Genomic DNA, 25257 nt, shown 5'->3' on the forward strand with positions numbered 1-25257 from the left:
GCGATGAGCTCCGGTCCCCCCGCCGCCCGCAAGCCCGGCGTTGTGCAGCCCGCGCTGCTCAACATGTCCGCCTGGCTGCGGCCCGAGCCGGGCCTGACGGTGGTGACGCCGCTGGTCCGCGCGCTGGTGCTGATCTCGGCGTTCTCGCCGCAGGAGCGTTGGCTGGGCAATGGCCAGCTCGCGCAGCGCACGGGATTGCCGCCTTCCACGGTGTCGCGTATCGCCCAGTCGCTGGTGCATCTGGGCTACCTGCTGCATGACGGGGCCGAGCGCAAGTACCGGCTCGCGCCGGCGGTGCTGGGCCTGGGCTATGCCGCCATTGCGCACTCGGCCATCCAGGGCCTGGCCGGCGAGCGCATGGCGGCCTTCGCGCGGCAGCACAAGGTCCATGTGTGCCTGGCCGCGCGCGACCGGCTGGACCTGGTCGTGCTCGAGTGCCGGCGCAGCCTGGAGTGTCCGGTGGCGCTGCCGCTGCACGTGGGCATGCGGGTCGGCATCGCGCAGTCTCCGATGGGCTGGTCGATGCTGGCTGCCCTGCCCGAGCTGGAGCGCTGCTATCTGCTGGACAACGTGGAGCGGCGCATGGCGCGCGACTGGAGCCGCCTGCGGCGGCGCGTCTGGGAAGGCATGGCGCAGGTCGGCGAAACCGGGTATTGCACGTCCATCGGCGAATGGAACCCCGAACTGGGGGCCCTGGCCACGCCGGTGCTGCTCGAAGGGAGCTCCCCATTCGTACTGGCTTGCATCGGCACGAGCCAGACCATGACCCGGGCGCGCGTGGCGCGCGAACTCGGGCCGCGCCTGCTCGCGATGCGGGAAGCCCTGCAAACCGAATTCAACGTCATCGGGCATTGAGCCCTGTGCGGCGCGCACGCGCCGGACTCACGGAAAACGAGAAACAGTTCATGAAGGTACTCGAAGGCATCAAGGTGCTTGATTTTGGCCGCTTCATCGCCGGCCCCTATTGCGCGGCCCTGCTGGCCGACTATGGCGCCGACGTCATCAGGATAGACCGCGTCGAGGGCGGCGAGGACCGCTACATCGTGCCCGTCACCGAAGGCGGCGAGGGCGCCATGTTCCTGCAGCTCAACCGCAACAAGCGCTCGATGACGCTGGACCTGGACAGCCCGCAGGGACGCGAGATCGTGCGCAAGCTGGTGGCCGGCGCCGATGTGGTCATCGCCAACATGCCGCCGCGCACGCTGAAAAGCCTGGGGCTGGACTATGCAACGCTCAGCGGCGTCAACCCGGGGATCATCCTGGTGGCTTCCAACGCGTTCGGCGACGCCGAGGCGGTGCGCGACCGGGTGGGCTTCGACGGCGTGGGGCAGGCGCTGAGCGGGGCCGTGTACATGGCCGGCACGCCGGATCAGCCGCAGAAGGCCATGGTGCCGGTGGTGGACTTCGCCACCTCGTTCGCCTGCGCGCTGGGCACCATGCTGGCCCTGTACGAGCGCAAGCGCAGCGGCAAGGGCCAGGAAGTCAGCGCATCGCTGCTGTGCACGGGCCTGAACATGGCCAGCGGCGCGCTGATCGAGGAGGCCCTGCTGGGCCTGGACCGCCAGGCCACGCTCAACCGGGCCTCCGGCTATGCGCCATCCGATATCTTCAAGGCCCGCGACGGCTGGTTCATTACCCAGGTCATCGGCCAGGCCATGTTCAAGCGCAGGACACGGCTGGTGGAGCGCCCCGAATTGTTCGAGGACGCGCGGTTCGCCGACGACAGGCTGCGCGGCGAGCATGGCGAGGTGCTGAGCGCCATCATGAGCGACTGGTGCGGGGACAAGACCCTGGACGAGGCGCTCGCGCAGCTGGAGAAGGCGCGCATTCCGGCCGGGCGGGTCAATTCGCCGCGCCAGGCGCTGGAGGACGAGACGGTCAGGGCGGCCAACCTCATCCAGTGGATGGACTACCCCGGCGCGCCCGGGAAGGTGCCCATTTTCAGCACCCCGGTTTCGCTGTCGCGCACGCCGCCCGAGATCCATCGGCGCGCGCCGCTCAACGGCGAGCATACCGAGGCGATACTGGCCGAGCTGGGCGTCGACGCGCGCGCCATCGCCGATCTGCGGCAGCGGCGGGTCATATAGCCGCCACGGGCATCGCGATGCGCCTAACCCAGCCAGCGGGCGTCCGGCCAGCGCCGTTCATCGAGCGTGGCCTTGACGCAATCGATCAGCACGCCGACCACGCAGCGCACCGGCGCGGTGGCCTGGCGGCTGCTGGCCGCGCCGAGCACGATGGTCCGCTTCAGCCCGCCGCCGGCCAGCGGCGCCGCGCTGAGCCGGCCGCTTTCCACGTCGGGCGCGACGCTGGCCGCGGGCAGTATGCTCCAGCCATGGCCCTGCGTCACCAGGTCCTTCTGGACGCTCAGCGCGTTGGTTTCGGCAAAGATCTGCAGCGTTACGCCGGCCTCGGCGGCCGCGTGCTCGATGACGGCGCGCAGCCCCTGGGGGGCGGCGGGCAGGATGAAGGGGTGGCGGCTGATGCGTTCGAGCGATTGCGCGCGCGTGCGCGTCAGCCTGGCCGATGGCGGCGCCACGACCCAGAGGTTTTCCTCCAGCAGCGCCTTGACGTGCAGGGCCGGGATGTCTTTTTTTCCATACAGCAGGGCCGCGTCCAGGTCGCCGGCCTCCAGCCATTCCCGCAAGTGGCCCGCGTAGCCTATCGTCAGCCGCAGGCGGATCTGCGGATAGCGCTGCGCCACTTCGGCGGCGATCCGCGTGGCAAGCAGGTCCGACGTGCTGGCCAGCAGGCCTATGCTGACGATGCCGGCCACCGGCCCCTCGGTGGGCTGGATCTCGGCCTTGGCGCGCGCCACCTCGCCGAGGATGCGGCGCGCGTATTCCAGCATGGTCTTGCCGTTGGGCGTCAGCCGCATGCCGTGGCGGCCGCGGTCGAACAGCTCGGTTCCCAGGTCCTGTTCCAGCAGGCGCAACTGGCGCGAGACGGCGGGTTGCACCAGGTTGAGCAGGCCGGAGGCGCGGGTGACGTTGCCGGTTTCCGCCACGGTGACGAACGCGCGCAATTGCTTGATGTCCATGGCCTTCCAATGCAAAAAATTGATGCTTCGATCAGGAAATTCTATTTTTTTAAGATCGATCAAATAATACTATTGTTATTGCAAATCTCACTATTCTCTGGAGACACCTACCGTGAGCGCACTTTCTGCCCCCGACCAGTATCAGGAAATCCGCGATGCGGTGCGTAGCCTGTGCAAGCAGTTTCCTCCCGAGTACCACCGGCAGGTCGACGAGAAGCGCGGCTATCCCGAGGAGTTCGTCAATGCCCTGACCAGGGCCGGTTGGCTGGCCGCGCTGATTCCCCAGGAATACGACGGCCCGGGGCTTTCGATGGCCGAGGCCTCGGTCATCATGGAGGAGATCAACCGCAGCGGCGGCAACTCGGGCGCCTGCCATGGCCAGATGTACGTGATGAACACCATCGTGTTCAGCGGCACCGAGGAGCAGAAGCGCAAATACCTGCCCAGGATCGCCTCGGGCGAGCTGCGCGTGCAGTCCATGGGGGTGACCGAGCCGACCACCGGCAGCGACACCACCAAGCTGAAGACCACCGCCGTGAAGAAGGACGGCCGGTGGGTGATCAACGGCCAGAAGGTCTGGATCAGCCGCGTGCAGCATAGCGATCTGCTGATCCTGCTGGCGCGCACCACGCCCGTGGAGCAGGTGCAGAAGCGCAGCGACGGCCTGTCGTGCTTCATCGTCGAGCTGGACAAGGCCATCGGCAACGGCCTGACCGTGCGTCCCATCCTCAACATGGTCAACCACGAGACCAACGAGCTGTTCTTCGACAACCTCGAGCTACCCGAGGACGCCTTGCTGGGCGCCGAGGGCAAGGGCCTGAAGGTGATTTTCGAAGGCCTGAACGCCGAACGCACGCTGATTGCCGCCGAGTGCATCGGCGACGGTTACTGGTTCCTGGAGAAGGCGCGCGACTACGCCAACGAGCGCAAGGTATTCGGCCGGCCGATCGGCCAGAACCAGGGCATCCAGTTTCCCCTGGCCGAATGCTTCATCGAGCTGGAAGCCGCCAACCTGATGCGCTGGCAGGCGTGCAGCAAGATCGACGCGCGCCAGAACGCCGGGGTGGAGGCGAACATGGCCAAGTACCTGGCGGCCAAGGCCAGCTGGGAAGCCGCCAATGCCTGCCTGCAGACGCATGGCGGCTTCGGCTTCGCCTGCGAATACGACGTGGAGTGGAAATTCCGCGAGACCCGTCTCTACCAGGTGGCGCCGATTTCCACCAACATGATCCTGGGGTATGTGGCCGAGCATGTGCTGCAGCTGCCCCGTTCCTACTGATTCCGAAGGATGGCCCTCATGAAGATTCTCGTTCCCGTCAAGCGCGTGGTGGACTACAACGTGAAGGTCCGCGTGAAGTCGGACAACACGGGCGTGGACATCGCCAACGTCAAGATGAGCATGAACCCCTTCGACGAAATCGCCGTCGAGGAAGCCGTGCGGCTGAAGGAAAAGGGCGCGGCCAGCGAGGTGATCGCGGTGTCGTGCGGGGTGGCGCAGTGCCAGGAAACCTTGCGCACGGCCCTGGCCATCGGCGCCGACCGGGCCATCCTGGTCGAGACGGCGGCCGAGCTGCAGCCGCTGGCGGTGGCCAAGCTGCTCAAGGCCCTGGTGGATCGGGAACAGCCCGGCCTGGTCATCCTGGGCAAGCAGGCGATCGACGACGACGCCAACCAGACGGGCCAGATGCTGGCCGCCCTGGCCGATCTGCCGCAGGCGACCTTCGCGTCCAAGGTCGAGCTCGCCGGCGACAAGGTCAGCGTGACGCGCGAGGTCGACGGCGGGCTGGAAACCCTGTCGCTGGACACGCCGGCCGTCATCACCACCGATCTGCGCCTGAACGAGCCGCGCTATGTCACCTTGCCCAACATCATGAAGGCCAAGAAGAAGCCGCTCGACACGATCAAGCCGGAGGACCTGGGTGTGGACGTCGCGCCGCCGGCGTGAAGGTGCCCGATGTCGCCGCCCTGGTGGAAAAGCTGAAGAACGAAGCAAAAGTGATCCAAGGATAGGTGAGAGAAATGACCGTACTCGTTATTGCAGAACACGACCACGCTTCGATCAAGCCGGCCACCCTGAATACCGTCACGGCCGCCCTGGCGTGCGGCGCCGATGTGCACGTGCTGGTGGCCGGCGACAACGCCGCCGGCGCGGCGCAGGCCGCGGCGCAGATCGCGGGGGTGGCCAAGGTCGTCCATGCCGATGGCGCGAGCCTCAAGGACGGGCTGGCCGAGAGCCTGGCCGCCCAGGTGCTGGCCGCGCAGGCGGACGGCAACTACAGCCACATCCTGTTTCCCGCCACCGCCAGCGGCAAGAACGTGGCGCCGCGCGTGGCGGCCCGCCTGGACGTGGCCCAGATCAGCGACATCACCAGGGTTGTCGGCGCCGATACGTTCGAGCGCCCCATTTACGCGGGCAATGCCATCGCCACCGTGCAAAGCGCCGATGCCGTCAAGGTCGTGACGGTGCGCACCACCGGTTTCGACGCCGCGGCGCCGACCGGCGGCTCGGCCGCCGTGGAGACGGCGGCGGCGGTTCCCGATGGGGGCAAGAGCCGCTTCGTGGGCCGCGAAGTCACCAAGAGCGACCGTCCCGAACTGACGGCCGCCAAGATCATCGTCTCGGGCGGCCGGGCGCTGGGTTCGGCCGAGAAGTTCGCCGACGTGATCACCCCGCTGGCCGACAAGCTGGGCGCGGCGATCGGCGCGAGCCGCGCGGCCGTGGACGCCGGCTATGCGGCCAACGACCTGCAGGTCGGCCAGACCGGCAAGATCGTGGCGCCGCAGCTGTATATCGCGGTGGGCATTTCCGGGGCCATCCAGCACCTGGCGGGCATGAAGGACTCCAAGGTCATCGTGGCGATCAACAAGGATGCCGAGGCCCCCATCTTCGCGGTGGCGGACTACGGCCTGGAGGCGGACCTGTTCCAGGCGGTTCCGGAGCTGATCGGCGCCCTCTGAGGCGCGACGGTCGCAATCGCCGGTCGCGCGCATGCGCGGCCGGTTTTTTTTGAGCGAGTTGGCATGCACCCAGATAATCCGCCATCCTACGACGCCTGGATCGGCCGCACCGAAACGAGCGCGGACCAGATCGGCCCGACGCCGATCCGCCTGCTGCGCGGCACGCTGGACGACGAGCATGCGTCGGCGCTGCCGGCGCACCTGCCGCCGCTGTGGCACTGGCTGTACTTCCTGCCGGGCGAGCGCCAGTCCAGCATCGGCCCCGATGGCCACCCCCGGCGCGGCGGCTTCCTGCCGCCCATTGCCTTGCCGCGCCGCATGTGGGCCGGCGGCCGCCTGCGGTTCCTGCGCCCGCTGGCCGTGGGGGCGGCGGTCACGCGCCTGTCCACGATCAGGCACGTCCAGGTCAAGCTGGGCCGCAGCGGCCAGCTCGTTTTCGTGACGGTGCTGCACGAGATCGGCGACGACGCGGGCGTGGCCATCCGCGAGGAGCAGGACATCGTGTACCGCGACGCGCCCGCCGCGGGCGCGCCCGCGCCGCAGCCCACGCCGGCCCCGGCGGACGAACAGTATTCGCGGGTCATCACGCCCGATCCGGTGCTGCTCATGCGTTTTTCGGCCCTGACATTCAATGGCCATCGCATTCACTACGACCGCCCCTACGCCATGCAGGAGGAAGGGTACCCGGGCCTGGTGGTGCATGGCCCGCTGATCGCCACCCTGCTGATGGAGGAACTGCGCCGCAACCATCCCGGCAAGACCGTCCGCGGGTTCGAGTTCAAGGCGGTCAGCCCCTTGTTCGACACGGCGGCGTTCTCGGTCAACGGCAAGGTGGCGGGCAATACCGCCCAGCTGTGGGCGCGCGGCCCGCAGGGGCAATTGGCCATGCGGGCCAGCGCGGAAATCGAGTGAGCCCCGCCCATCGCGGCGCGCCGTGCAGGAGCGCCGCGATGGGGCAGCCCTGGGCGGCGCCGGAAGACGGCGGTCCCGGCTGCCAGGCGGGCATGCGGGGGCCGGCGCGGTTCAGGGCCCGCCGGCATCCCAGTTGCGGTAGGCCGTTCTGACCAGCTTGCGCAGCCAGATATGGCTGGCGTCATGCTGGTAGCGTTCATGCCAGATCATGCGGGTGGCGAGCGTTCCGACGTCGAAGGGCAGGGGCTGGATGCGCACGGGCAGGAAGGCGGCCAGTTGCCGTGCGACGGCCCTGGCCACCGTGCACAGCGCGTCCGTCTGCACCACGGTGGCCGCGGCGACGAAATCGCTGGAGACGGTAATCATGATGTTGCGCTCGATGCCGTTGAGCCGCAGGCGCTCGGAGACCGGGGCGAGATTGTCCGATACGCGCCGCACGGCCACGTGCCGGCCCTGCGCATAATCGTCCAGGGTCGGCGGCGTGTCCGCCCAGCGGCCCTGGCCGGAGACCAGGCAGACCATGCCGTGGTCCGTCAATCGCTGCTGGCGCAGCGAGGGCGCCGCGCCGGCCAGGCTGCCCAGCGCCACGTCGGCCTCGCCCTTTTCGAGCATGGCGAGCAACTGCGAATGATGGATCCGCATGCCGCGGATGCGGCACCCGGGCGCGCGCCGGCCGAACTCCGCCGCGACGAAGGGGATCACCGCGAATTCCGCGGAGTCGGACATGCACAGGCTGAACTCGCGGTCCGCGTTCGCCGGGTCGAAGCTGCCCGCGGGGCATGACAAGGTATCGAGGTCCTGGATCAGGCGCGCGATCACGGGACGGATGCCGAGCATGAGCGGCGTCGGCTGGAGGATGTTCCCGCCCCGCACGAACAGCGGATCGCCGAAGTGTTCGCGCAGCTTGCGCAGGTTCTGGCTGACCGCGGGTTGGGTGATGCCCAGGGCTTCGGCCGCCCTGGAGACGTTGCCGGTGTCGAAAATGGCCAGCAGCGACACCAGCAGGTTCGGGTCGACACGATGCAGGCGGGCGGGCTTGTTCGGTCTAGGTGCGGACATAAGCGTCAATTATGTTCCCCATAAGCGCCAGGCGCTTTCCTGTCATGCGCCTCGGGCATGTAATGGCCGCAGAGCCGGGCGGCGCTGCGCGCGGCATCCATTACCCGAGGAAGGCAAGCATGAGCACGATTATCGAGAGGTTGGCGGACTTCAGCGTCAACACGGCGTTCGAGGACATACCGGCCCACGTTGTGGAGGAATCGAAACGGTTGATACTCGACTCCATCGGTTGCGCGTTCGCCGCGGTGGACCATCCCAAGGGGCGCATCGGCGTCGAATATAGCAGGTCGATGGCGGGCAACGGCGGCGCCACGATCATCGGAACGCCGCACCAGGCCTCCGCGCTGGGCGCAGCCATGGCCAACGGCGAGCTGATCAATGCACTGGACATGGACGCGGTCGTGCCGCCGGGGCACGTCACGCCCTACGTGCTGCCCGGCGCGCTTGCCACGGCGGAGCTGGCGAACGCCTCGAGCCGCGACCTCATCCGCGCGGTGGCGGTGTCCCACGAGATGTCGTGGCGTATCGGCAAGGCCATGGACTATCTGCGCGATGCGCGCAACGGGCAGCTCGACACGCCCAAGGTGTACGGCTTCAACAGCACGATATTCGGCGCCACCGCCGCCATCGCCATGTTGCAGGGCCAATCGGCGTCCACGCTGGCGCATGCCTTGAGCATCGCCGGCTATATCTCTCCCGTGCAGTCCATGATGGCGTTCTTTCATCATGCCCCCAGCACCACGATCAAGTACCAGATGGCCGCCGCGCTGATCCAGGCGGCGATGATGGCTGCCCACATGCCGGTGCTGGGGCATCGCGGCAATGTGCAGCTGCTGGACGACGCCGAGAACGGCTATGCGAAGTTCATCGGCACCCGGCGCTGGGACACGGACCGGATAGTCAGCGATCTCGGCGCGCACTGGGGATTCACCACCGAGCAGCTGTACAAGCCCTATCCGCATTGCCGGATTCTGCACGGCCCGCTGGATTGCCTGATCGAAATCGTGGAAAGGCACGATCTCCGGCCCGAGGAAATCGACGGCATCCACCTGTTCGTCGAAGGGTTCGTGCAGAAGCCCACCTGGCAGACGCGGGACATCCAGCATGTGCACGACGGGCAGTTCAGCATCGCGCACGGGATGGCCATCGCGGCCCATCGCCTCAAGCCCGGCCGCGACTGGCAGGACCCCAAGCATGTATTCAGCCCGTCCGTGCTCGGCCTGATGGAGAAGGTCCGCTACGAAGTCCATCCCGATTACCTGCAACAGCTGTCTGCCCACGCGTCGGCGCGTCCGTCGCGGGTCGAGGTCGAGGCGCGCGGCCAGCGTTTCGTGGCCGAACGCCTGTATCCCAAGGGAAGTCCCGCGCCGGATCCCGCCAACCTGATGTCCACCGACGAGTTGATCGCCAAGTTCCATCACAACGCCGAAGGCGTGGTGCCGCGCGACGGCGCCGAGGCCATCGTCGAGGCGGTGATGCGGCTGGACGATGGCCGCGGCGTGGCGAGCTGGACGCCGCTGCTGGCCGGGGCGCCGGGCGCCTGAACGCAAGGGCGGCAGGGGCGCCGCTGCGTCCCCGTCGATGTACGGAACAATGCGGCGCCTGCGTTGACGCGTCCTGGCGCGATTGGATTGAATGCTCCGTGACACCGTGCGCCGGTTTGCCGTCGCCGGCGTCCGGTGCGGCGCCGATTCACGGAAATCGAGTCGTGCTTCAGAACCCAGTCGGACGCTCGCGCTGCGACAAGTCTGCCCCATCGGAGACAACTGATGTTTACACGCCGCCACTTCCTCAAGACCTGGGCCGCGCTGCCCGTGGCATTGCAGTCGCAACACGTACTGGCCCGGCAACTGTCGGACAAGCCGATCCGGCTCCTGGTGGCCGCCTCGAGCGGGACGACGGTCGACACCGTGGCCCGTTTCCTGGCGCCGCCACTGGCCGGCCTGGTCGGCGCGCCCGTCGTGGTCGAGAACCGGCCCGGCGCGGGCGGCGCGCTGGGCAGCGCGGCGGTGGCCAAGGCGCCCGCCGATGGCCATACCCTGCTCATGACCGGCATCACGCACTTCTCGGCGCTCTATTCGGGCGAGGCCGCGGCCACCTACGATCCGGTACGGGACTTCAAGGGCGTGGCGCGCGCATGCAGCGCGGCGCTGGCGTTGGTCGTGCCGGCCAACTCGCCGTACAGGACGTTTGGCGATCTGCTTGCCGCCATGAAGGCCAACCCGGAGGGTATCGACTACGGTTCGGGCGGCGTGGGCAGCACATCGCACCTGTGCACCGCCATCATGAACGACCTGACCGGCACGCGCGCCAGGCACATCCCGTACAAGGGCAATACGCAGGCCGTCACGGACACCGCGGCGGGCATCGTGGCGTTTACCTGCCAGGGGGCGGCCGGCGTGCTGCCGCTGATACAGGCCGGCCGGCTGCGCGCGCTCCTGGTGACCAGTCCGCGCCGCTGGGATGCGTTGCCGGACGTTCCGACCGGGGTGGAGAGCGGCATTCCGGGTTTCGAGGTGTCGTCGTGGATGGCCGCGTTCGCGCCGGCGCAGACGCCCGATCCCATCGTCGTGCAGTTGTCGGACGCGATTGCCAGGATCGTGCGTTCGTCCGAGTTCAAGGACTTCTGCGCCAACCAGTCGATGTATGTCGATCTGATGGAGTACCGCGAATTCCAGGCCAGCATCCCCGCTGAAGACAAGCGCTGGCAACGGGTGGCCGAGCTGATCAAGCGGTCGTGACGCCGGCGGCGCGTCCGGTGCGCCCGATCGCGAGACGGATTTCATAAAAAAGGAGACTGGCAATGAACCGCAACTTGCGCTCGCGCGCACTCGTACGCTGTGCCCTGGGCGCGATGCTCGCGCTGTTGCCGCCGTGGGCGGCGGCAGCGCAGGATTACCCCGATCAAGCGCGGCCGGTCCGCATCATCGTACCGTCAGGGGCGGGCAGCATCGTCGACCTGCTTGCCCGGGCCCAGGCCAAGGCGATGAGCGAGGTGGCGGGCATCAACGTCGTCGTGGAGAACAAGCCGGGCGCGGAGACCATCATCGGCGTGCAGGCGCTGATGGCCGCGCCGCCCGACGGCTACACCATGCTGGTTACCAGCAGTTCGAGCCAGTCCATCAATCCTGTCATGCTGCCGAACCTGCCGTACAACCCGCTGGAAGACTATATTCCGCTGGAAGCCATCAGCACCTCTCCGTTGTACATGAACCTGGGGGCGAGCACGCGGTTCGGCTCGGCCGGCGACTTCATCGCCGCCGCCCGGGCCAGCCCGGGCAAGTACACATGCGCCAGCGCCACGACGGCCACGCGCCTTGCCTGCGCCCAGCTCGAAGGCACGACCGGCATCGAAATGCTCAATGTTCCCTACCGCACTTCCGCCAGCGCCCTGACGGCCGTGGCTTCCGGCGAGGCCGACGTCTTCTTCATCGATATCGGCTCGGCGCGGGCGTTCTGGCAGGCCGGCAAGATGCGTCCGGTCGCCGTGACCAGCAGCGCCCGCGCCAAGGCCTTGCCGCAGGTGCCGACCTTGCGCGAGCAAGGCGCGGCGAACTACGAGTTCGTCGCCTGGTTCGCGGCTTATTTTCCCGCCAGGACCCCGCCGCAGACCGTGGCGAAGATGCGCGAGATCCTGCAGGCTGCCTATGCAACGCCGGGTTTTGTCGAGGCCTTGGCCACGTATGGCCACGAGCCGCTGCAGCTTGCGGGCGCCGATCTGCTGGAGCTCAACCGCAAGGAAATCGCCAAATGGTCGACGCTGGTCAAGGAGGGGGGCATCCAGGTGCAATAGGCGGTGCGGCGCGTGGCGCGCCGCGCTTGCAATGGCTTGCGGCCGGCGCCGCGGCGAACGCCTGAGCGGCTTTCCAAAGCGCTTTGCCACTGGGTTTTTTTACCTTCCAGGTGTTAGAATTTATGCACCTTACCTACACTAGTCAGAGCAATGGCAAGAAGGCAGACGAGTTCCAACGGCGCCGGCGAAACGCGCGAGAATCTGCTGCGGCTCGCAGCGCGGATTTTCAGCGCCCAAGGCTATTCCGGAACGACGATGCGCAGCATTGCGCAGCAGGCCGGCATAGAAACCGCCAGCATCTACTACCATTTCCCGTCCAAGGAAGACCTGGTCGACGAGGTGATGGAGATTGGTGCCACTGCCATCATCCAGCACATGACGGAACGGATCGAGGCCCTGGGCGACGGCGCCACGGCGGAAGAGCGCTTCCGCGCGGCCGTGCTGGGGCAGATGGCCGGCATGGTCAAGCATGGCGAGTACACGCTGGCCAGCAGCAGCTTGATAGAACAGCTGCCCGAAAAGGTGCGTGAACGCCAGAGCAAGCGGCGCGAGAGCTACCAGAAACTATGGGCCGGCCTGCTCGAGGACCTGCGCGCCGAAGGCCGGCTGCGCAGCGATGTAGACCTCCATCTGGCGCGCATGTTCATATTGGGCAGCGTGCAATCGATTCGATACTGGTTCAATCCGCGCAAGGGGTCGCTGGAGAAGGTCGCCGCGCAGCTTTGCGACCTGTTCTTCGAAGGCGTGGGCCAGCGCGGCTAGGCGGCGCGCAAAGCGGCCCGGGCCGCGGGCCGTGCCGGGCGCCGGCCCGGCGTCATGGCGCGGGTTCGCACAGCGCCATCAGGTCGGCGGCCTTCATCGCCGGATCCATCTTCCGTAGCGCGGCCAGCAGCGCCCGCGCGCGCGCCTGGCCCAGGGCGTCGGCGGTCAGCTCCATGAACTTGGCGTCCTGCTCGTGCTCGGGCATGGGATTCGTGTCCGTGCCGATCGGGTCCGCCACGAAGACGTGCTCGGCGCTGCCGTCGCGGAAGGTAACGGTCACGTCGGCGACGAACTTGCCGGGATGGCGCGTTTCGAGGCCGGGATCTTCGGTGATGCGGATGCCGCGCGCCATGGCGATGACCGGCGCCATGTCCACCCGGCCGTCCAGGTAGTCGCGATGGATACGGTAGCCGTTGCCCAGGCCCTGGACGGCAAGCGCCGCCTGGATGGGCAGGCTGAACTGGACATGTTCGATGTTGGTGGGTGCGTAGGCGCAGGCGTTGGCGGTGCCGACGACCACGTTGAAGTGCGGCGTGATCTTCAGGTGTATGTCGGCGATCTCGCCGCGCCGCTCGGCGTAGGGCCGCAGCGCGTCGATGTAGGCGTGCGTGCAGTAGCAGGCGCAATAGGCCTTGAGCCAGACGGTCGCGACCTGGAAGGGTTCGCCCGGCGCGAAGCGCTGCTGCGGGGCCTCGCCCGCCAGGCGCTGCAGGAAGGTCTTGAAGAATCCCTTGTTGCCGCTCAGGAAGGCGCGCGGTCCCGTGATGCCGGCCCGTGCCATGTCGGCGGCCATCATGCCGTTGCGGGTGCCCAGGCCGGCGTGGATGCGCTTGATGGAGCCGCCGGTCGAAGAGTATTCGGTGGTGCCCGAGGTATGGCTGAGCGCGATCGCCAGTGCGTGGAGGGTGGTTTCGGCGTCGAAGCCGCGCAGTTTTGCCGCCACGGCGGCGGCGCCGAAGTTCGACAGGGTGCAGTGGGGATGGTAGCCGCGCCGCAGCAGGTCGGGCGCGGCAAGCAGGCCGATGCGCGTGTAGACCTCATAGCCGGCGACCATTGCCGTGATGACGTCCTGCAGCGACGAGCCCAGCTCCTCGCCGATCGCCAGGGCGGCGGGGATGACGCAGCTGCCCGGATGGCTGTAGCTGGGGCCATGGGCGTCGTCGTACTCGAAGCCGTGGCCGTACGAGCCATTGACGAAAGCGGCGTCGGCGGCGCTCATTTTCAGGGTCGAGGCGCTGACGCGGCTGGCGCCCGGACGCTGCTGGGTCAGGGCGTAGTCCAGCAATTGCCGGGACCATGGCATGGCTGAGATGCCGACCTGCAGCGCGAGCTGGTCGCGCATCAGGCGGTTCACGCCGGCCAGCGCCGCGGCATCGATATGCTCGTACTTCAGGTCCTGGATGAAGCGCACCACGGCCTGTTCGAGCGGCGGGCAGTTACCGGGCGGGTTGGAGGGGCTTGGGGTCGCGTTCATGCGGTCTCTCGAAAGGGGGCGTCGCTTGCGCGGCTTGACGGTCAGGGCAGGCGCGCCGAGGGAAAATCGGGCGCGCGCTTGTCGCGCAGCGCGGCCAATCCTTCCTTGACGTCCGGGCCCAGGAAGCACAGCATCTCCAGCGCCAGCGAATTGTCGAAGGCGGGGCCGGCGGTGCGCATCCAGTTGTTGAGCGACTTCTTGGTCGCGCGGATGGCTGTCTGGCTGCCCCGCGCCAGCTTCGCGGCAATCGCGAGCGACTTGGGCAGGACCTCGGCGCGTGGCGCGCAGAACGTCACCAGCCCGATGCGTTCGGCTTCCTTGCCGTCGACGAAGTCCGTGGTCATCAGGTAGTACTTCGCCTTGGACATGCCGCAGAGAATCGGCCAGATGATGGCGGCATGGTCTCCGGCCGAGACGCCCAGCCGGGCGTGCCCGTCGGTCAGCTTCGCATCCTCGGCCATGACGCTCACATCGGCCAGCAGGGCCACGGCCAGGCCGGCGCCCACGGCTGTGCCGTTGATCGCGGAAATGATCGGCTTGTCGCAGGCCAGCATGTTGTAGACGATGTCGGAGGCCTCTTTCATGACCCGCATGGTGGTTTCGTGGCTGTTGGACATGGCCTCCACGACGGACAGGTCGCCGCCGGCCGAGAACGCCCGCTCGCCGGCGCCGGTGACCACGACCGCCTTGACGCCAGGGTCGTCGTTGACGACGCCCCAGATCCGGGTCAGTTCCCAGTGCATGCGGTCGTTGGTGGCGTTCATGGCGTCGGGCCGGTTGAGCGTGACCAGCATGACGCCGTCGTCCTGGGGTTCGCACAGCAGGAATTCAAAGTCTTCGTAGCGCATGTTCGATACGGCTCCATAGCGTTGATGCGTATTGATTGCGCCACGCCGCATGGCGTGGCCGGCTGGGGCGAGTTTGAGTCCGCGCGCGAAGAAGGCGCAAGGGACTGCGGGCTTGCGTTCCGTACATCGGGCCGGGCGCCGATGGTATGCTCGTTTCGCTCGAGGCGCAGCGTGCCTCGGCGACGCAGCGAACCAGGAAGAACGGACCCAAGGATGAATGCTGAAACCCCTCAAAACCTGATGCTCGCCTCCTTGCAGGCGCCGCCCGTGCGTACGGTCGTGGCGGATCCGCAGAGCGTGCATGCCGCCATCGAAAGCCGCTTCTGCTGCCGCGAGTTCCTGGCCGACCCGGTCGAGCGCGAGACGCTGGAGCGTATCCTGCGGGTCGCGAGCTGGGCGCCGTCCGGCTCCAACAACCAGCCATGGAAGGTGTACGTGGTGCAGGGCGCCAGCCGCGCCGCGCTGTCGCAAAAGGTGCGCGCCGCGCAGGATGCGCTGAGCCAGGATCCGGCGCTGGCGGACAATTATCGCGAGCCGTACCAGTACTACCCCGTCGAGTGGGTGTCGCCGTACATCGAACGGCGGTGCGCTTGCGGCTTCGGCTTGTACGGCGTCCTGAACATCGCCCGCGGCGACCGGGTCCGGATGAACGAGCAACTGCTGCGCAATTTCGATTTCTTTGGCGCGCCGGTGGGGATTTTCTTCACCAACGACGAGATACTGGCCGAAGGCGCGCTGGTGGATACCGCCATGTTCGTGCAGAACGTGATGCTGGCGGCGCGGGCCGAAGGCCTGCATACCTGCGTGCAGGCGGCCTGGAATCGCTTCTCGTCGGTGGTCTTGCCGCATATCGGCGCGCAAGGCGAGCGCCTGGTGTGCGCGCTGGCGCTGGGCCACGCGGATGTGGATGCGCCCGTGAACACGTTCCGTCCGGATCGCGCTGATCCGGCGTCGTTCACGGCCTGGCTGGATTAGCGCCTGCGCCCGGCCTGGCCGAGCGTGCACGCCGCCCCGCAACCGGGGCGGTTTTTTTTCGCGCGGGCAAGGCGCCGGCTCATGCGGGCAGCGGCGTGTCGGTCTGGCCCAGCACGATGCGCGCGATGTCCGAGCCTATGGCTTCGATGGACCGGCCGCCCTTGGGGTCGTACCACTCGTGGGACCAGTTCAGGCCGCCGATCATGAACAGCCGCAGCACGGTCAGGTCGACATCGCCGGCAAGGTATCCCTCGTCCTTCGCCTGGCGCAGCAGTTCGCGCCATACGTCGCCGTACGCGGATCGCTTCTCGTGGTGCCGCTTGCGCAACGCCGGCGGGGCCAGGTGGAAGTTGATCACGCCGGCCGCCGTGAAATCGTTGTGCATGAGCAGCGCGGACAGGTGTCCGATGATGGCGATCCTGAGGCGGTCGGCGGCCGTCGCGTCCCTGGGGGCGCTGGCCAGGCGCCGCTGCACCTCCTGCTGCGGGGCTCCCAGGCCGACCGTCATCACTTCTTCGAGCAGGGCTTCCTTGCTGGCGAAGTGATAGAGGATGGTGGCCGGGCGCAGGTCCGCCAATTGCCCGATCTCGGCAAGCGTGGCGGCCACGTAGCCCTTGTGCCTGAAGACATGCGCCGCGGCGCGCAGCAGGCGATCCCGCGTCTCCGGCGACGCCTTGCCTTCCCCGCGCTGGCCGCGGGAGCGTCCTTTCTCCGACGCCTGGCTCTCGATGTGCTCTGTCGATGAAGTTGTGTCTGGCATGGGCAAATTCTAGCTTGACAGCAAAATCTCTTTTCTGAATAATAGTTTGAAATAGATCGGCCGATAATTGCCATTTGGCATTGCGGCTTATGGATTCTAATCGCGTTATTGATTGAATTTAAAAGAAAAATATATGTTCCATCGCTATTTGCATGGAATTCCGTCTATTTTTTAATTGAATAATTGTTAGATTGGAGGGTGAAATGGCATATCCGAGGTTTGTCGAGTTCCATGAAGAGGGGCCCCGCGAGGGTTTCTAGAGCGAAAGGACGCTGTATCCGCTGGCCAGCAGGGTCGCCCTGGTGGACGCGCTGACCGCGACGGGCCTGAAGAAAATCCAGGTGGCCTCGTTCGTCAACCCCAGGATGGTGCCGGCCATGGCCGACGCGGCCGAGCTGTTTGGCGCCATTCAGAAAAAATCCGGCGTGCGGCATACGGCGCTGTGGCTCAACGCCAAGGGCATCGAGAAGGCGGCGGCCACCGCCGGCGTGGACCTGGACGGCAAGATGATGCTGTACGCGTCGGAAGCGTTCTCATGGTCCAACAATGGCTGTTCCGCCAAGGACCAGCAACAGCGGCAGCTGGAGTGGCTGGCGATCTACGACCGCCTGAATCTGCCGCTGGAGGCGGTCTATGTGGCGACCGCCTTCGGCTGCCAGATGCAGGGCGAGGTCCCGCTGCAGGCGGTGCTGGACATCGTGGATTTCGTCAGGGACCTGTGCGCGGAGCAGTCGCGCCCCTTGCCCAGCATTTTCCTGGGCGACACCGTGGGCTGGGGCAACCCCGAGGAGATCAAGCGCCGCGTCAACGCCGTGCGCGAACGGGCGCCGGGGATGCGGGTGGGCCTGCACCTGCACGACACGCGCGGCATGGGGGCGGCCAATTTCTATGCCGCCTTGCAGGAAGGGGTGGATCTGTTCGACAGCTCCATCGGCGGCCTGGGCGGCTGCCCGTTCTGCAATCACGCCAATATGCAGGCCGCGGGCAATATCTGCACCGAGGACATGGTGCAGCTGTGCCACGAGCTGGGCATCGAGACGGGCATCGACCTGGACCGGCTCATCGGGGCATCGCGCCTGGCCGAGGAGATCATCGGGCGTACCCTGGCGGGCAAGGTCATGCACAGCGATTCGCTGGATGCCCAGCGCGCCGCCCTGCGCCAGGCCCAGGCGGGGGAGCCGGCATGAGCGACGCGCTGCTTTTCTCGGTGGACGACGGGATCGCCACGCTGACCATCAACCGGCCGGCGCAGCGCAACGCCATCAACATCGAGGTCAACAGCCGGCTGTACGAGGCCTGGGAAACCATCGACAGCCGTCCGGACATCCGCGTGGCCATTCTCACCTCGGCGGATTGCGGCACCTTCTGCGCCGGCATGGACTTGAAGGAGGCCGCGCGCGTCAGGGAGGAAACGGGCGAGGACGTCGTGCGGTCGTTCAAGGATCCGTTCCAGGCGCGCATGCGCCGGGTGAAAGTGCCGATCGTCGCCGCCATGACCGGGCACCTGATGGCGGGCGGTATGATGCTTTCGCTGAACTGCGATCTGCGGGTGGGGCTGGCCGGCACCAAGGCGGGCATCACCGAAAGCAAGGTGGGCCGCGGCTCGCCGTGGGGCGTGCCGCTGGTATGGATGCTGCCGCAGCCGGTGCTGATGGAATTGATGCTGACCGGCAACCTCATGCCCATCGAGCGCCTGCGCGACCTGGGCTTCGTCAACGACCTGGGCGAAACGCCGGACGCGGTGCGGGCCAAGGCGCTGGCGCTGGCTCGCGCCATCCGCGACAACGCGCCGCTTTCCGTGGCGTGCGCCAAGCAGTCCATCCTGGCCGCCATGAGCGTGGGGTGCGATGCCGGCCTGGAAATGGCCTGGCGCATCCATCGTCCGGCCTACGAAAGCGAGGACGCCGAGGAAGGCCCGCGGGCGTTCGCCGAAGGCAGGAAGCCGGTATGGCTGGGCAGGTAGTGCCCGAACGTGGACGGAAAGGCGATGCCGGCGTCCGGCTGGCCCGCCGCCGATTGATTGTTTACGCACCTGGTTGATTTCATGTCTATTTCATCTCATCGGCTGCTCGAAGGCATTCGCGTCCTCGACATGACCGTGGCGCTGGCCGGGCCCTACGCCTCGATGCTGCTGGGCGGTCTGGGCGCCGAGGTCATCCGCGTCGAGGCGCCGGGCGGCAGCGACCTGGGCCGCAGCAATCCGCCGTTCGTGGGGCCGGGCGGGGTCAACTTCGGCCAGCAGGGCAGCGACGATGTGTCGCTGACATTGCTGAACCGCGCCCGCAACAAGAAGAGCATCACGCTCAACGTCAAGGATCCGGAGGGGCGGGCGCTGTTCGCCAGGCTGCTGCGCGAAAGCGATGTCTTCATCGAGAACCTGAGCGAAGGGGCCTCGGAGCGCCTGGGCGTGGACTATGCCCGTGTGCGGGAAATCAACGATCGCATCATCTATGCGTCGATCAAGGCCTTTGGCGAGCCCAGCAAGTACCAGAACCTCAAAGGCATGGACATCCTGGTGCAGGCGTTGTCGGGCCTGATGGCGGTGACCGGCGAGGCCTCGGGTCCGCCGATGCGCTGCGGGGTGCCGGTGGCGGACCTGCTGGCGCCGCTGTACATGGTCAACGGCATCCTGGCGGCGCTGATCTACCGGGGCAGGACGGGCAAGGGGCAGAAGATCCAGGTGTCTATGCTCGATTGCCTGTCGTCCTGGGTGGCCGAGGAGCATTTCGATGTGCTGGCCCAGGCGGGTTTCCGCATGCGCACCGGCAACAACCACGAGCGCCTGGTGCCGTTCGGGACCTACGAATGCGTGGACGGCCACATCGCCATCGCGGCGGTGCACCCGGACTGGTTCGCCAGCCTGCTCGATGCCATGGGCCGGGCCGACCTGCAGCGCGACCCGCGCTTTGCCGACCGCGGCACGCGGATGCGCCATGCCGCCGACCTCGCTGCGCTGGTGTCCGAGTGGACCCGGGACAAGACGGTCGCCTTTGTCGAGCAGGCCCTGGTGCAGGAGCGCGGCGTGCCGGCGGCGCGGGTGCGCACGCCGCTGGAGATGCTGGACGATCCGGACCTGCACCGCAGCGGCGCCATCACCGATTTGCAGACCCCCGATGGCGGCACGGTGCGCGGCATGGGGCTGCCCATCGGTTTCTCGGAATGCCACGCGCAATTCGATGTACCGGCCCAGGCGCTCGGCCAGGCCAATGCATCGGTGTACGCGGACATATTGGGCCTTTCCGACGCCGAGATCCGGCGGCTGGAAGAAAAAGGCGTGATCTGATTCAACCAAGGAGACAAATACGCCGGCCTGTTCCGTACGCCCATGAACCTGGTGCCCGGAGCCTGCCCCGTATCCATATCATGAACATGACGAAAAAAATGCATCGCAAAGTTGTCGCGTTGATCGCGGCGTCCCTGGCCTGCCTGGCGGGCGCCGCGAGCCAGGCGCAGACCAAGCCCTATCCCAGCGAGCCATTCACGCTGATCGTTCCGTTCGGCGCGGGCGGGGGCACCGACCTGCTGGCGCGCCACATCGGCAAGGCCATTACCGAGAAGACGGGGCTCGCGGCGATCGTGGAAAACAAGGCTGGCGCCAATGGCATCATCGGCGCGCAGCATGCGAAGAAGGCAACCGCCAACGGCTACAACATCCTGCTGACCACCAGCACCACGCATGGCGCCAACCCCAGCCTGTACAAGTCGCTGCCCTATGACCCGGTGGCCGACTTCGATCCGATAGGCCTGGTCGGCGTCGGCGGCGTCGTGATGGTGGTGAAGGCCGACTCCAGGATCAACAATGTCCAGGACTTCATCGCGGCGGCGAAGGCCAGCCCGCGCCCCATGACGTTCGGCTCGGGCAATTCGTCGTCGCAGGCGGGCGGCGAACTTCTGAAGTCGTACGTCGGCGTGGACCTGATGAACGTGCCCTATAAATCCGTACCGGCGGCCTTGACGGACCTGGTCGGCGGCCAGGTGGACGTGGTGTTCGCGGACTCCATCGCGGCGCAGCCCATGATCACGGGCGGGCAGGTCAAGCCCATCGGGGTGTCGACCAGGACCCGGATCCCGGGGCTGGAGAACGTGCCGACCATCGCCGAGCAGGGCGTGCAGGGCTACGAATTCCTGGAATGGATCGCGGCCTATACGCCCAAGGGCGTGCCCGAGGACCGGCGCAAGGACCTGAACGCCATGTTCAACGACATCGTGAAGGAGCAGGCGGTGGCCGACTTCCTGGCCCGCAATGGCTGGATCGTCCAGCCGGGCAGCATGGCAGAGATGGACAACTTCCAGAAGAGCGAGATCGCGAAATGGCGCAAGATCGTGGAAACGACGGGCATGACGGTGCAGTGAGGCAGAAGATGCCATCCTATGCCAGGTACCACACCCCGGAGATGCGGGCGTTCGAGGGCGAGGGGTGTTTCGAGGCGCTGCCGGCCGAGCTGGACCGGCTGGGGTGCGCGAGCGCGGTGATCGTCTGCGGGCGCTCGATGGCCAGGGACGAGCGCCTGCTCGCGCTGATACGCCGGCCGCTGGGAAGCCGGCTGGACGGCATATGCGCCGACGTCAGGCCGCACAGCCCGTTGTCGGCCGTACAGGCCGTCGCGCGGTACCTGCGCTCCAGCGGTACGCAGTGCGTCATCGCCGTGGGGGGCGGCTCGGCCATCGTGACGGCGCGCGCCGCCAGCATTCTCCGCGCCGAGGACGGGGACGTCGCGTCCCTGTGCACGCAATGGCTGGCCGACGGGAGCATGCGCAGCCCCCGGCTGGCGGCGGACAAGATGCCGCAGATCGTCGTGCCGAGCACGCCGACCACCGCCATCCCCAAGGCGGGCAGCGCCATGCTGGACGAAGCGAGCGGGGCGCGGATGGCGCTGTTCGATCCCAAGACCCGGGCCCGCAGCGTGTTCCTGCATCCCGCATTCACCGCCAGCGCGCCGCTGGCGCTGCTGCACAGCGCGGCCTTCAATTCGCTGGCGCTGGCGGTCGAGGGGCTGCTGTCCAGGACGGCTCATCCCTTGTCGGACGCGGCCCTGGTGCATGCCGCCGGGGGGCTTTACCGCAGCCTGGTGCAAGGCGGCGCCCTGGCGTCGCCGGCCGAGCGGCGCGACCTGATCTGGTATGCGATCCAGGCCGGGCAGGGCAGCGACCATACCGGCGCGGGCATGTGCATCCCCATCGGGCACGCGATTTCATCGATGTTCGACATCGACAACGGTATCGCCAACGCCATCGTGCTGCCTCATGTGCTGCGCTTCAATGCGCCGTCGGCCAGGCGGGGAATCGAACTGCTGGCCTCGGCCCTGCGGGTGGATGGGGGCGGCACGGATGCCGGCGTGGCCGCCGTCGCGCGGGCGCTGACGCAGCTGGCGGCGGCTACGGCGTACCCGTCGCGCTTGCGCGATGCCGGGGTCGCCCGCGAGCGCCTGCCGGATATCGCCGCCGTGGCCATGCGGGACTGGTACTTGCGGAACAACCCGGTCCGGCTCGAACACCCGGGCCAGATCGAGGCCGTGTTGCGCGATGCCTGGTAAGCCGGGCTGGAAATTTGGAGACATGATGGATTTCGACAATCTCGATGTCAGCGTCGAGGACGGCATTTGCCAGGTGACGCTCAACCGTCCGGAAAAATTCAATGCCATGAGCCTGGCGCTGCGCAAGCAGATGACCGCGTGCCTGCAGCGGATTGCCGGCGACACGGCGATCCGGGTCGTGGTGCTGACCGGCGCGGGGCGGGCGTTCTGCGCCGGCGGCGATATCAGCGAGTTCGAGTGCAGCAGCGAAGAGCTCAATGACCTGATCACGCGCGTCAGCCACCAGTGGTTCAGGGCCTTCGCCAACCTGCCGCAGCCGGTCATCGCAGCGGTCAACGGGCCGGCCGCGGGGGCCGGCTGCAGCCTGGCGCTGGGAAGCGACCTGATATACGCCAGCGAGTCGGCGTACTTCACGCAGAGCTTCTCGGCCATAGGCCTGGCGCCCGACCAGGGGTCGGCCTATCACCTGCCCAGAAGGGTGGGCCTGGCGCGCGCCAAGGAAATGTGTTTTTTCGCGGACCGCGTGAGCGCGCCGCAGGCCCTGGAGTGGGGCATGATCAACGGCGTGTTTCCGGCCGATGCCCTGATGGACGCAGTGCGCGGCAAGGCCCGCGCCCTGAGCCTGAAATCGCCGCAGGCGCTGCAGATGATCAAGCGCATGCTCAACCGCAGTTTCGAGTCGACGCTGGAGGCCACGCTGGACATGGAGGCGGCCGCGCAGAGCTTCCTCTTTTCGACCGAGGGAACCCGCCAGGCGATCGGCGCCTTCCTGAAGAAGTGAGGCGGGCGGCGCGTGGCCGCCCGCCTTGCCGGGTGCCGGTTCAGGCGGCGCGTTCGAGGGCCTGGGTGTAGGCGTCGCCGCGAAAGCGCGCCAGGCGGCCATGCCAGGGGGCGGCGCGCTCGAATTCCGCGGCCAGGCGCATGACGAGATCGTCCTGGCCGAAGTGGCCGATGAGCTGCACGGCCACGGGCAGGCCGTCGGCCGTCCAGTGCAGCGGAACACTGGCGGCCGGCTGGCCGGAGGCGTTGATGATGGCGAGGAAGGTGGTGTATTCCGAGACGCGCCGGCGGAAGTCCAGGAAGCCGCCGACCGGGGTGAGGGTGCTCAGCTTGACCGGCAGGGTGGTGAGCGCGGGCGAGAGAATGAGGTCGCAGGATGCCATGGCGCGCTCGATGGCGCGGCCCACGCCGTGGAAGCAATCGACGGCGCCGGCGTAGGTGATGGCGTCGATCCGCTTGCCCAGGGTGTAGCCGTCGGCGATGGCGGGCTCGAGGTCGCCGTCGGCGAGCGATTGGCCCGTTTGCCGCAGGCGCGCGTCGACGAGGCGGGCGATGGTGGTCGCCAGCATGGTGGCGTGCGCGTCGACGAACTGGTCGTAGTTGAAATTGGGCAGCGGCAGGTCGACGACCTCGTGGCCGAGTTCGCGGCACAGGTCGGCGGCCTGCTGCACGGCCTGCAGGCAGGGCTGGGCGATGGGCACGCCGTTCCAGGCTTCGCGCCACACGCCCACGCGCAGGCGCGCCCGGCCGATGGCCGGCACGACGCTGGCGCTCAGCGGCTTGGCGCATACCGGAGAGGCATAGGGGCTGCCCGGCTCGTAGCCGCTGACCGCGTCGAGCAGCGCGGCGCTGTCGCGCACGGTCTGGCTGAGCACGCCGTCGGTGGCCATGCCGCCCAGGCTCTCGCCCTTGAGCGGGCCGACCGGCAGCAGGCCGCGCGAGGGCTTGAAGCCGAACACGCCGCAACAGGCGGCGGGGATGCGCACCGATCCGCCGCCGTCGCTGCCGTGCGCCATGGGAACGATGCCCAGCGCGACGGCGACGGCGGAGCCGCCGCTCGAACCGCCGGCGGAGCGCTCGGGCGCCCAGGGGTTGCGCGTGGGGCCGCCGTAGCGCACGGCTTCGCTGGTCGGCGCCATGCACAGCTCGGAGACGCGGGTGCGGGCAAAGGGTATGAGCCCGGCCTGCTCCAGGCGGCTGGCCAGGGTCGAGTCCTGGGCGTAGCGGGTATCGGAGAACAGGCGCGATCCCACGCTGGAGGGCAGCCGCGTGGAGGGCAGGCCCGAATCCTTGAGCAGGAACGGAACGCCGGCGAAGCGGGTGCCGGGGCGCCCCTGGCGCGCGCTTTCCAGCGCGGCCTCGGGATGGGCGTGGCACAGCACCCCGTAGGGTTCGTCGTAGCGGCCGGCCAGTTCGAGGGCGCAGCGCATGGCGTGCTCGGCGGTCATGTCGCCGCGCGCAATGTGCTCGGACAGCTCGACCGCATCGAGTTTCAGGTAGTCAATGATGTGGCTTGCGTGCATAAATCAGCGATTCGGTTTCTGGCGCACGGCCCAATCCCGCAGGGCCTGCAGCAGGGTTTGCAGGGTGGCGCGCAATGCGGCGGATGCGTCGGCCGACCACGGCGAGGGCCAGTTTTCCTCGCTGGGGGCGTCGGCGGGTTCATGCATGTAGGCGCGGCAGGCCAGTTCCATCTGGATGGCGTGCACGCCGGCGTCGGGCTGTCCGTACTGGCGCGTGATGGCGCCGCCCTTGAAGCGGCCGTTGACGACGTAGTCACGGCCGCTGGCGCGGCAGGCGTCGGCGACGATGGCCTGCAGTTCCGGGCTGCAGCTGGCGCCGTCGTTGGTGCCGATGTTCCGGGCGGGTAGCTGCCCGTCGAACAGGCGCGGGATGCGCGAGCGGATGGCGTGGCAGTCGTACAGCACGACGGCGCAGTGCCGCTCGCGCAGCCGCGCGATCTGGCTTGCGAGCGCCGCGTGGAAGGGCTGGTGGTACTGCGCCTTGCGCCGGGCGATGGCGGCGTCATCGGGTTCGCGGCCGACGCGGTAAAGCGGCGCGCCGTCGAAGTTGGTGGTGGGGCACAGCCCCGTGGTGGCCTGCCCGGGGTAGAGCGAGCGCCCGTCCGCGGGACGGTTGACGTCGATGACCGAGCGCGACACCTTGGTGCACACCAGCGTGGCGTCCAGGTCGCGCGCGAAATCGTAGAGCCGGTCGACCCACCAGTCGCAGTCGCGCACGGCATCCCAGTCGGAGACGAAGTCGTGCCTGAGCTCGTCGGGGATCCAGCTGCCGGCGTGGGGGATGCTGCACACCAGCGGCGAGCCGCCTTCGTGGATGGTCAGCCATGGCGGCGCCATGG

General features: G+C 67.7%; 23 protein-coding genes and 1 pseudogene. 17 read left to right on the plus strand and 7 right to left on the minus strand.

The window, feature by feature from the left end:
• Positions 1 to 3 precede the first annotated feature (3 nt).
• Entirely contained in the window at positions 4 to 855 is an 852-nt protein-coding gene (locus LK409_RS00890) for an IclR family transcriptional regulator (protein WP_049788747.1), read from the plus strand.
• A gap of 50 nt (positions 856 to 905) precedes the next feature.
• Positions 906 to 2087 (plus strand): CaiB/BaiF CoA transferase family protein, encoded by a 1182-nt coding sequence (locus LK409_RS00895; protein ID WP_010927592.1) that lies wholly within the window; start codon positions 906 to 908, stop codon positions 2085 to 2087.
• A 23-nt stretch (positions 2088 to 2110) separates the two neighbouring features.
• On the opposite strand, the gene LK409_RS00900 is transcribed toward LK409_RS00895, so the two are convergent.
• Positions 2111 to 3040 carry a LysR family transcriptional regulator gene (locus LK409_RS00900; protein ID WP_003807997.1) on the minus strand — a complete coding sequence of 310 codons (930 nt, stop codon included), beginning with the start codon at positions 3038 to 3040 and terminating at the stop codon, positions 2111 to 2113.
• Positions 3041 to 3152: 112 nt separating this feature from the next.
• Between LK409_RS00900 and LK409_RS00905 the strand changes: the two genes are divergently transcribed.
• The 4 genes and pseudogenes from LK409_RS00905 (at position 3153) to LK409_RS00920 (ending at position 6910) form a co-directional block, all read left to right on the plus strand.
• Entirely contained in the window at positions 3153 to 4319 is a 1167-nt protein-coding gene (locus LK409_RS00905) for an acyl-CoA dehydrogenase family protein (RefSeq protein WP_010927593.1), read from the plus strand.
• Between the two features lie 18 nt (positions 4320 to 4337).
• Positions 4338 to 5050: pseudogene (locus LK409_RS00910) on the plus strand (electron transfer flavoprotein subunit beta/FixA family protein).
• Between the two features lie 9 nt (positions 5051 to 5059).
• Positions 5060 to 5998: an electron transfer flavoprotein subunit alpha/FixB family protein gene (locus LK409_RS00915; protein ID WP_003808000.1), complete on the plus strand. Its 939-nt coding sequence runs from the start codon at positions 5060 to 5062 to the stop codon at positions 5996 to 5998.
• A 63-nt stretch (positions 5999 to 6061) separates the two neighbouring features.
• Entirely contained in the window at positions 6062 to 6910 is an 849-nt protein-coding gene (locus LK409_RS00920; protein ID WP_010927594.1) for an FAS1-like dehydratase domain-containing protein, read from the plus strand.
• A 111-nt stretch (positions 6911 to 7021) separates the two neighbouring features.
• Here the strand turns inward: LK409_RS00920 and LK409_RS00925 are convergent, their stop codons facing one another.
• On the minus strand, positions 7022 to 7978 hold the full coding sequence (locus LK409_RS00925; protein WP_010927595.1) for a LysR substrate-binding domain-containing protein: 957 nt from the start codon (positions 7976 to 7978) through the stop codon (positions 7022 to 7024).
• 110 nt (positions 7979 to 8088) lie between these two features.
• Here LK409_RS00925 and LK409_RS00930 point away from each other — a divergent pair, with 110 nt between their 5' ends.
• The 4 genes from LK409_RS00930 (at position 8089) to LK409_RS00945 (ending at position 12524) form a co-directional block, all read left to right on the plus strand.
• Positions 8089 to 9513, plus strand: coding sequence for an MmgE/PrpD family protein (locus tag LK409_RS00930; protein ID WP_010927596.1), 1425 nt, complete (start codon positions 8089 to 8091; stop codon positions 9511 to 9513).
• Between the two features lie 225 nt (positions 9514 to 9738).
• Positions 9739 to 10710, plus strand: a complete 972-nt coding sequence (locus tag LK409_RS00935) for a Bug family tripartite tricarboxylate transporter substrate binding protein (protein WP_003808004.1) — start codon at positions 9739 to 9741, stop codon at positions 10708 to 10710.
• 62 nt (positions 10711 to 10772) lie between these two features.
• Entirely contained in the window at positions 10773 to 11762 is a 990-nt protein-coding gene (locus LK409_RS00940; RefSeq protein WP_010925895.1) for a tripartite tricarboxylate transporter substrate binding protein, read from the plus strand.
• A gap of 150 nt (positions 11763 to 11912) precedes the next feature.
• The gene (locus tag LK409_RS00945; protein ID WP_003808006.1) at positions 11913 to 12524 is read left to right on the plus strand and encodes a TetR/AcrR family transcriptional regulator; all 612 of its coding nucleotides are present in this window, start codon (positions 11913 to 11915) and stop codon (positions 12522 to 12524) included.
• Between the two features lie 52 nt (positions 12525 to 12576).
• Here the strand turns inward: LK409_RS00945 and LK409_RS00950 are convergent, their stop codons facing one another.
• Both LK409_RS00950 and LK409_RS00955 read right to left on the minus strand, forming a co-directional pair.
• A complete protein-coding gene (locus LK409_RS00950; protein WP_010927597.1) occupies positions 12577 to 13998 on the minus strand; it encodes an MmgE/PrpD family protein in 1422 nt (473 codons plus the stop codon).
• 41 nt (positions 13999 to 14039) lie between these two features.
• On the minus strand, positions 14040 to 14846 hold the full coding sequence (locus LK409_RS00955) for an enoyl-CoA hydratase/isomerase family protein (protein WP_041937102.1): 807 nt from the start codon (positions 14844 to 14846) through the stop codon (positions 14040 to 14042).
• A 213-nt stretch (positions 14847 to 15059) separates the two neighbouring features.
• Here LK409_RS00955 and LK409_RS00960 point away from each other — a divergent pair, with 213 nt between their 5' ends.
• A complete protein-coding gene (locus LK409_RS00960) occupies positions 15060 to 15821 on the plus strand; it encodes a nitroreductase (RefSeq protein WP_010927599.1) in 762 nt (253 codons plus the stop codon).
• Between the two features lie 79 nt (positions 15822 to 15900).
• On the opposite strand, the gene LK409_RS00965 is transcribed toward LK409_RS00960, so the two are convergent.
• Positions 15901 to 16587 (minus strand): TetR/AcrR family transcriptional regulator, encoded by a 687-nt coding sequence (locus LK409_RS00965; protein ID WP_003808010.1) that lies wholly within the window; start codon positions 16585 to 16587, stop codon positions 15901 to 15903.
• Between the two features lie 275 nt (positions 16588 to 16862).
• On the opposite strand from LK409_RS00965, the gene LK409_RS00970 reads away from it, so the two are divergent.
• From LK409_RS00970 to LK409_RS00995, 6 genes are all read left to right on the plus strand, one after another.
• A complete protein-coding gene (locus LK409_RS00970) occupies positions 16863 to 17768 on the plus strand; it encodes a hydroxymethylglutaryl-CoA lyase (protein WP_076879792.1) in 906 nt (301 codons plus the stop codon).
• Positions 17765 to 18544: an enoyl-CoA hydratase-related protein gene (locus LK409_RS00975; RefSeq protein WP_003808012.1), complete on the plus strand. Its 780-nt coding sequence runs from the start codon at positions 17765 to 17767 to the stop codon at positions 18542 to 18544. The genes LK409_RS00970 and LK409_RS00975 overlap by 4 nt, the downstream gene beginning before the upstream one ends.
• A gap of 57 nt (positions 18545 to 18601) precedes the next feature.
• The gene (locus LK409_RS00980) at positions 18602 to 19864 is read left to right on the plus strand and encodes a CaiB/BaiF CoA transferase family protein (RefSeq protein ID WP_003808014.1); all 1263 of its coding nucleotides are present in this window, start codon (positions 18602 to 18604) and stop codon (positions 19862 to 19864) included.
• A gap of 98 nt (positions 19865 to 19962) precedes the next feature.
• On the plus strand, positions 19963 to 20934 hold the full coding sequence (locus LK409_RS00985; protein ID WP_010927600.1) for a Bug family tripartite tricarboxylate transporter substrate binding protein: 972 nt from the start codon (positions 19963 to 19965) through the stop codon (positions 20932 to 20934).
• Positions 20931 to 22115, plus strand: coding sequence for an iron-containing alcohol dehydrogenase family protein (locus tag LK409_RS00990; protein WP_226376485.1), 1185 nt, complete (start codon positions 20931 to 20933; stop codon positions 22113 to 22115). The genes LK409_RS00985 and LK409_RS00990 overlap by 4 nt, the downstream gene beginning before the upstream one ends.
• Before the next feature lie 22 nt (positions 22116 to 22137).
• On the plus strand, positions 22138 to 22896 hold the full coding sequence (locus LK409_RS00995; RefSeq protein WP_003808019.1) for an enoyl-CoA hydratase/isomerase family protein: 759 nt from the start codon (positions 22138 to 22140) through the stop codon (positions 22894 to 22896).
• A gap of 40 nt (positions 22897 to 22936) precedes the next feature.
• Here LK409_RS00995 and LK409_RS01000 read toward each other — a convergent pair whose 3' ends face one another.
• Together LK409_RS01000 and hutG are read right to left on the minus strand one after the other, a co-directional pair.
• Positions 22937 to 24418: an amidase gene (locus LK409_RS01000; RefSeq protein WP_010927603.1), complete on the minus strand. Its 1482-nt coding sequence runs from the start codon at positions 24416 to 24418 to the stop codon at positions 22937 to 22939.
• A 3-nt stretch (positions 24419 to 24421) separates the two neighbouring features.
• Positions 24422 to 25255, minus strand: a complete 834-nt coding sequence (gene hutG / locus LK409_RS01005) for an N-formylglutamate deformylase (RefSeq protein WP_010927604.1) — start codon at positions 25253 to 25255, stop codon at positions 24422 to 24424.
• Positions 25256 to 25257: the final 2 nt, after the last annotated feature.

The sequence above is a fragment of the Bordetella parapertussis genome (assembly GCF_020735925.1).
GTDB classification, from domain to species: domain Bacteria; phylum Pseudomonadota; class Gammaproteobacteria; order Burkholderiales; family Burkholderiaceae_B; genus Bordetella; species Bordetella pertussis.